The organism is Hydrocoleum sp. CS-953 (assembly GCF_002260545.1).
Taxonomy (GTDB): Bacteria; Cyanobacteriota; Cyanobacteriia; order Cyanobacteriales; family Microcoleaceae; genus Trichodesmium.
In genome coordinates, this window is sequence record NZ_LGSU01001082.1 from 1 (window position 1) to 6639 (window position 6639).

The following is a 6639-nucleotide window of genomic DNA, read 5'->3' on the forward strand; positions in this document are numbered from 1 at the left end:
GGACATGAAAAGACGGCTTAAATTCAGACTATGAAAGGGATTAAACAATCCGTCGTAACGCACCATTGAATATGTGTCGGTCCACTACAAATTTTGCTAATGAATGTGTATTATATCATGGGGGGCGGGTTTATATAAATCTTGGAGTAAGCATGAAAATTCTGGCTAAAACCCGCCCCTACTATTGCACTATTTTTGATACAACGGTCCGGTAGGGTGGGTTAGGCGGCAATAATTTCACAGAATAAAATAATATTTCCCTGGCCGCCGTAACCCACCGAATACTTGATATTTGAGACGTTTCTCAGATTGTGTTTGGCTAAGATGGTGCCCTGCGACAGATTGTTAAATGGCTTTCACAGTCTAGGTTATACCTGTCTAACGCACCCTACTAGACTGACTACCAAACTCCCGAACTTTTTTCGTGTTTGGCTAAGATGGTGCCCTGCGACAGATTGTTAAATAGCTTTCACAGTCTAGGTTATACCTGTCTAACGCACCCTACAAGTTTTGCTAATGAATGTGCATTATATCATTGGGGGGGGTTTATATAAATCTTGGAGTAAGCATGAAAATTCTAGCTAAAACCCGCCCCTACTATTGCAACATTTTTGATATAAGGGTTTGGTAGGGTGCGTTTTGCTGGCGCAAAGCTTTCCTATCGGAATGCTCCGCAAACGCTTTATATGTCGCGCAGCGTTAACGAAGTTGTGCGCTAGCTAAACGGCTGTCGCCGACATGTTTGCGGAGCATTCCGTCAGGAAAAAGGCGGCAATAATTTCACAGAATAAAATAATATTTCTCTGGCCGCCGTAACCCACCGAATGCTTGATATTTGAGGCGTTTCTCAGATTGTGTTTGGTTAAAATGGTGCGTTACGACAGATTGTTAAATGCCTTTCACAGTCTAGCTTGTACCTGTCTAACGCACCCTACAAATTTTGGTAATGAATGTGTATTATATCATTGGGGACGGGTTTATATAAATCTTGGAGTAAGCATGAAAATTCTGGCTAAAACCCGCCCCTACTATTGCAACCCTAAAATAAACTTTCCCAATATTCAGGATTTTCTATCAACTGCTGCGCTTCTGTCGCTGGAACGGCGTGAGAAAAAAAGTACCCTTGACCATATTCACAGCCGAATTCTTGCACTAACCTCAATTGTTCCAAGGTTTCCACCCCCTCAGCAATTACATTAAGTTCGAGCTGCCTTGCTAAACTGATAATTCCCCTAGTAATACTCACTAGGGACGAACTTGAATCTAAAGACTGCACAAAAGACTGATCTATTTTAATCTCATCTATGGGAAGACGATGTAGGTACGACAGGGATGAATATCCAGTACCAAAATCATCAAGAGTAATACTTACCCCTAGTCTCTTAATAGTGAATAGTAGGGCTTCCACATCACTGCCATGACCGATAAAGGAATTTTCTGTTAATTCCAGGCAAATTTGCTCAGGGTTGACATCTGATTCACCGATCGCTAAATTTACGCTATTGATGAAGTTTAAGTGCAGGAGAAAATCAGGAGAAATATTGATATTCATCCGAAATCCTTTGTTGAAAGCAAATTGTTGATTCCATTGACTCATCTGACGGCAAGCTGACTTCAAAATCCAACTTTCTAATGCTGGCATCAGATGGGAAGCTGCAACAATGGGCAAAAATTCTACGGGAGTAAGTAGTCCTCGCTGAGGATGTTGCCAACGTACCAAGGCTTCAAACCCAATCAATGACTGACTCGGAAAATGTATCAACGGTTGATAATGCAGGAGAAACTCTTCCTGCTCTAACGCCTGGTATAAGCTTGCCTTCAGTTCCGCCTGGCTTTCCCGTTCAGACCGCATGGAAGAATTAAAGACTACCATATTTCCCGGCCCTTGGCGTTTGGCCTCATACATCGCTATGTCGGCATTTTCTAAGATAACTGTGTCACTCTGCCACTGATCCTCTGGATCGTAAAAGGCAATACCAATACTGACAGTAATGGATAATTGGGTAGAGGCAACAGGGAGCGGTTCGGCGATCGCTGATTGAATGCGAGATGCTACCTCCATTGCTACTTCCGGGTGAGTGGTTTTTTCTAGCAAAATAGCAAACTCATCTCCCCCTAAGCGAGATATCATATCCCCCGGGCGAATAGTATTCTTGAGGCGTTCGGCGATTTCCACCAGCAGTTGGTCGCCAGCAGCATGGCCGAGGGTATCGTTTACTTCTTTAAAACCATCCACATCTAGGTATAGCAGAGCAAATTGATAGGAAGTATCGCGACTGACACGAGCGAGCCACAATTTGATAGTTTCTAAGAAAAAGGCTCTATTAGCTAACTGGGTTAACACATCAAAAAATGCTTGACGTTGCAGATCGTTTTGAATATTCTTCAGCTCATTAATAATCACCAGGGTGAGTACGACACCATTGGTTGTCCGATCTTCCCGGACATAGGGCAAAATTCGTAGTAGTAAGCGATCTTGTGTGTTAACATTGGTAGCTTCTAGTTCTTGAGAAGTTTGAGTTTCGGCGACTTGCTGAACTAGAGATATTAAATTATCGGTATCTAGGTAATTCACCAGTTCGGTTAGGGGTCTGCCGATATCCCCTACGCGAAAGTTAAATACTTTGGCAGCAGCAGGGGTATATTTACGGATATTCAAATCTTCGTCAAGAAACACAACACCAATATCGGTACTCTGCAATAGATTATCAATATCGGCACTAAGTTCGGTCAGCTCTTCAATGCGTTCCTGATTTTCCGCATTAACGGTGTAGAGTTCTTCATTAACTGATTGTAGTTCTTCGTTAGTGCTTTGTAGTTCTTCATTGGAAGCTACCAATTCTTCATTAGTCGCCTGTTGTTCTTCGTTAGCAGTTTCTAGCTCTTCAATGCTAGTTTGCAGATTTTCGCGGGTCTGCTGTAGTTCAAATTCCAGCTCTCGAATTTGCAGAGACAGAACAGAGTTAGGATCAAATTCTAAGTCTGTCGAGGGTGTAATAGACTCAGTAGCGATCGCCACTTCCAACAGCACAATTATCTCAAGTTCATTGTTATCATCCTCTTCTACTTTCCCTACCCAAAGATTAATCCTTTGCTGCGACTCCAACTCTGATATCTGGATGTCGTTGTAGACTACCGACACCTGATCCCGCTTCACCCGATGCAAAGCTGTACTTAAGGGGATCTTGCTGCTTGGTGGCACAATATCTAATATATTTGTGGTGATTTCTCCTATAGGCAACTCCAACAACTTAGCAGTGTTAATCAATATATGTATAATCTGATAATTCTGATTGATTATCACACAAGTGACTGGTTTATCCCCAAACCGCAGCTTAAAAACAGATTTCAGCAACGTCTCGTAAACAGGCCACTCTGATTTTACCGGTTTGTACATTTTGACATCCTCTCCGGCCTAAAGGCGCGGAGATTCCTACCGAGCCGAAGCTCCTCGGCGGGTTGACGTTTCACAGGCTGCTGCTACTTTTGCAGTAGTCTTACGCTTGCCTCCGCGTCCGTTTAATGTCTCAGACTGCCCGCCTGCGACTAATATATTTATTGCTGCATTCTCATCTCTATCGTGTTTTGCACCACAGTTGAGACACTCCCATTCTCGCACCTGAAGGTCTAACTTACCACCTTTAAACCCACAATCTGAACAAACTTGAGATGTTGGCTCCCAACGACTAATTACTCTGAAATCACGACCATATTTTTCTGCTTTTCCCTCTAAAAATGTTCTGAATTGCCTCCAACCTAAATCAGATATTGCTCTAGATAACTTACGGTTCTTAACCATACCAGAAACGTTCAAATCTTCTAAAACAACTGTTTGGTTTTCACGAATTATTTTAGTAGATAATTTATGCAGAAAATTGTCCCTTGTATCTTTCAGTTTGGCATGAAACTTAGCCAGTCTAACCCTGGCTTTTTCATACCTTTTAGATCCTTTAGTTTTATGAGATAATGACTTGCTTAACTTTCTTAATTTCTTAATTCGTTTCTTCAGTGGCTTAGGAGCATCAACCTTTGTACCGTCGCTGAATGTAGCAAAGGTAGAAATGCCTAAATCTATACCTACTGAATTATCAGTTTTAGGTAAGACTTCTGGTTGTATTTCTACTACAAAACTCAAGAAATATCTATGAGCTGAATCTTTGACAATAGTTACTGATGATGGAGCAGCAGGTAACTCTCTTGACCAAACAACTTTCAGCTTTCCAATTTTGGCTAAATAAACTTTGTGTTGACCAACTTTAAACCCTCCCTTTGTAAACCTAGCAGTTTGCTTTGACTTTCTACTTTTAAATTTAGGAGGTTTAACAGGTCTACCTTTTCTCTTGCCTTGAGTTGATTTAAAAAAGTTTTGATAAGCCTGGTTTAAATCATTCAATGATTGCTGCAATGGTATGTTAGAAACCTCTGACAACCATTCTCTTTCTTCAGTCTTTTTAGCTTGAGTAATAAAAAGCTTTTGTAGTTCTGAATTAGTAGGTTTCTTTTCTGCTGATTTATACTTCTGTTGGGAGTAAGCTAGACTATCATTCCAAACCACACGGACACAGCCAAATAGCTTGGCTAATCGGTATTTTTGTCCCGGCGTTGGATATATACGGTACTTAAATCTAGCTTTCATAACTTGACTTTCAAACTAACGAAATTATAACATATTTATTGAAAAAAATAAACTAAAAAGTCGCCCTAGAAGGGCGAGGCTTGAGACCCATTTTTTCGGTCACAGACTGCATAGTAGGAGACTTAATAATGCGACTAACCGGTAGTTGAACATCCAGGCGTTTACGAAAGATTTTCCACTGCTGGTTAATGACATCAAACGCATGGGGTATGACTCCCAAATTTTCCGAAGGTCCAAGGATTAAAATCCCCTTTTTTGCTAGGGAGAAGTGCAGCAGCATTAGCACTTGTTCCTGCAAAGCAGGCTGCATATAAATTAGTAAGTTACGGCAACTAACTAGGTGCATCTGAGAAAAGCCTGGATTTTTCGTCAAATCATGGGAAGCAAAAACCACCTGGGAACGAATGGACTTTTTGATCCGATAGGTTGAGCCTTCCGCAACAAAGTAAGATTCCAGCCTTTCTCTCCCGATATCTTGAGCAATATTGTCACTATAAATCCCCTGAGAAGCAATGGCTAAAGCCTCCTGGTCAATATCAGTAGCAAACAGCTTTACTGGATGTTTTTCCTCCATATCCCGCATCACTTCATCAATAGCAATAGCTAGAGAGTAGGCTTCTTCCCCAGTGGAACATCCGGTCACCCAAAGCCGGAGGGGGTTGCCTGGCTGCAAGTTTTCCAGTAGGGAAGGCAGCACTTGTGTTTGGAGCAAAGACCACATCTCAGGATCGCGGAAGAAACGGGTAGCACCTATCAGCAAATCTTGTCGCAGATTTTTGACTTCTTCCACACTCTCATTCAGGTAATTGATGTATTGAGAAATTGTATTGACTTTAGAGAGCAGCAACCGATGGATAATTCGACGGTTCAAAGTCCCTGGTTTGTACAAAGAAAAGTCTATATTTTCCTGCCTCTGCAAAATATCTAGAATCTGGTTCAGTTGGTCAGTAGGCAGTAGGTTTGTAGAATTTTGAGTCAGAGATGCCTGAGTATAGCTGTAGCGAATTATATCACAGACTGCCTGGGCTAATTCTTCTGGAGAAAGGATTTCATCCACCAGCCCTGAACTTAGGGGGCTACTGGGCATAGCTCCGAATTGGGTTGTCTCCTGGGACTGTACCAGGGCCACACCCCCCGCCCGGCTAATGGCTTTGAGGCCCTCAGTTCCATCGTGCCCCGTACCAGAGAGCAAAATACTAATACAGCGATCGCCTCGTTCCTGAGCCAGACTCAAAAAGAAATAGTCAACAGGATAATCAAGTTGTCCCCCCTGACGTTCTTCTAAGTACAATTGTTGTCCCTGTAACCTGACTATAAACCCTGGGGGCAGCACATATACGCTATTAATGTTGATGGCCATGCCGTTTTCAATCAGGTAAACTGGCAGTCTAGTGCGTCGCTGTAGCAGCTCTACCATTAAACTACGAAAGTCTGGGGATAGGTGTTGGACTACTACAAAGGCGGCACCAGGTTCAGGTAGCAAACTGCTAAAGAAGGCTTCGAGGGCCTGAAGTCCACCTGCTGATGCGCCAATACCTACTACAAAGCTTGCGGATGAAAAATTTTGGTTGGGTTGGGGTTGAGGAGGATTAGATTGTGTCATTTCAGTTATCAGTTATCAGTTATCAGTTATCAGTTATCAGTTATTAGTTATTAGTTATTAGTTATTAGTTATTAATTCAAAACTTGTAGTGGCGTGACACGCCTAAAATATTGCAATAGTAGGGGCGGGTTCCGCTCAGTTATCAGTTATCAGTTATCAGTGTCGGTCCAGTAGGGTGCGTTTCGCTGCGCGACATGAAAAGACAGCTATAAATCTAGGCCGTCAAAGGCATTTAACAATCGGCGTTGCTGAATTAAAGGATGAATATTCAGTGGGACAGGCATCCTGCCTGTCCGAAAATATCAAGAACGGGCAGGATGCCCATTCCACACAAGATGCCCATTCCACACAAGATGCCCATTCCACACAAGATGCCCATTCCACACAAGATGCCCATTCC

The 6639-nt window shown here is 42.4% G+C and carries 3 protein-coding genes; all 3 read right to left on the bottom strand.

The features are described from left to right. Positions 1 to 1039: 1039 nt before the first annotated feature. Genes AFK68_RS16215 through AFK68_RS16225 form a run of 3 tightly spaced genes read right to left on the bottom strand, consistent with a single transcriptional unit; the run spans position 1040 to position 6239 of the window. Positions 1040 to 3397 (bottom strand): GGDEF domain-containing phosphodiesterase, encoded by a 2358-nt coding sequence (locus tag AFK68_RS16215; protein WP_094673684.1) that lies wholly within the window; start codon positions 3395 to 3397, stop codon positions 1040 to 1042. Positions 3398 to 3433: 36 nt separating this feature from the next. Next, on the bottom strand, positions 3434 to 4636 hold the full coding sequence (locus AFK68_RS16220) for an RNA-guided endonuclease TnpB family protein (protein WP_094673685.1): 1203 nt from the start codon (positions 4634 to 4636) through the stop codon (positions 3434 to 3436). Between the two features lie 52 nt (positions 4637 to 4688). Continuing rightward, on the bottom strand, positions 4689 to 6239 hold the full coding sequence (locus AFK68_RS16225; RefSeq protein ID WP_094673686.1) for a CheR family methyltransferase: 1551 nt from the start codon (positions 6237 to 6239) through the stop codon (positions 4689 to 4691). Between the last annotated feature and the right edge of the window lie 400 nt (positions 6240 to 6639).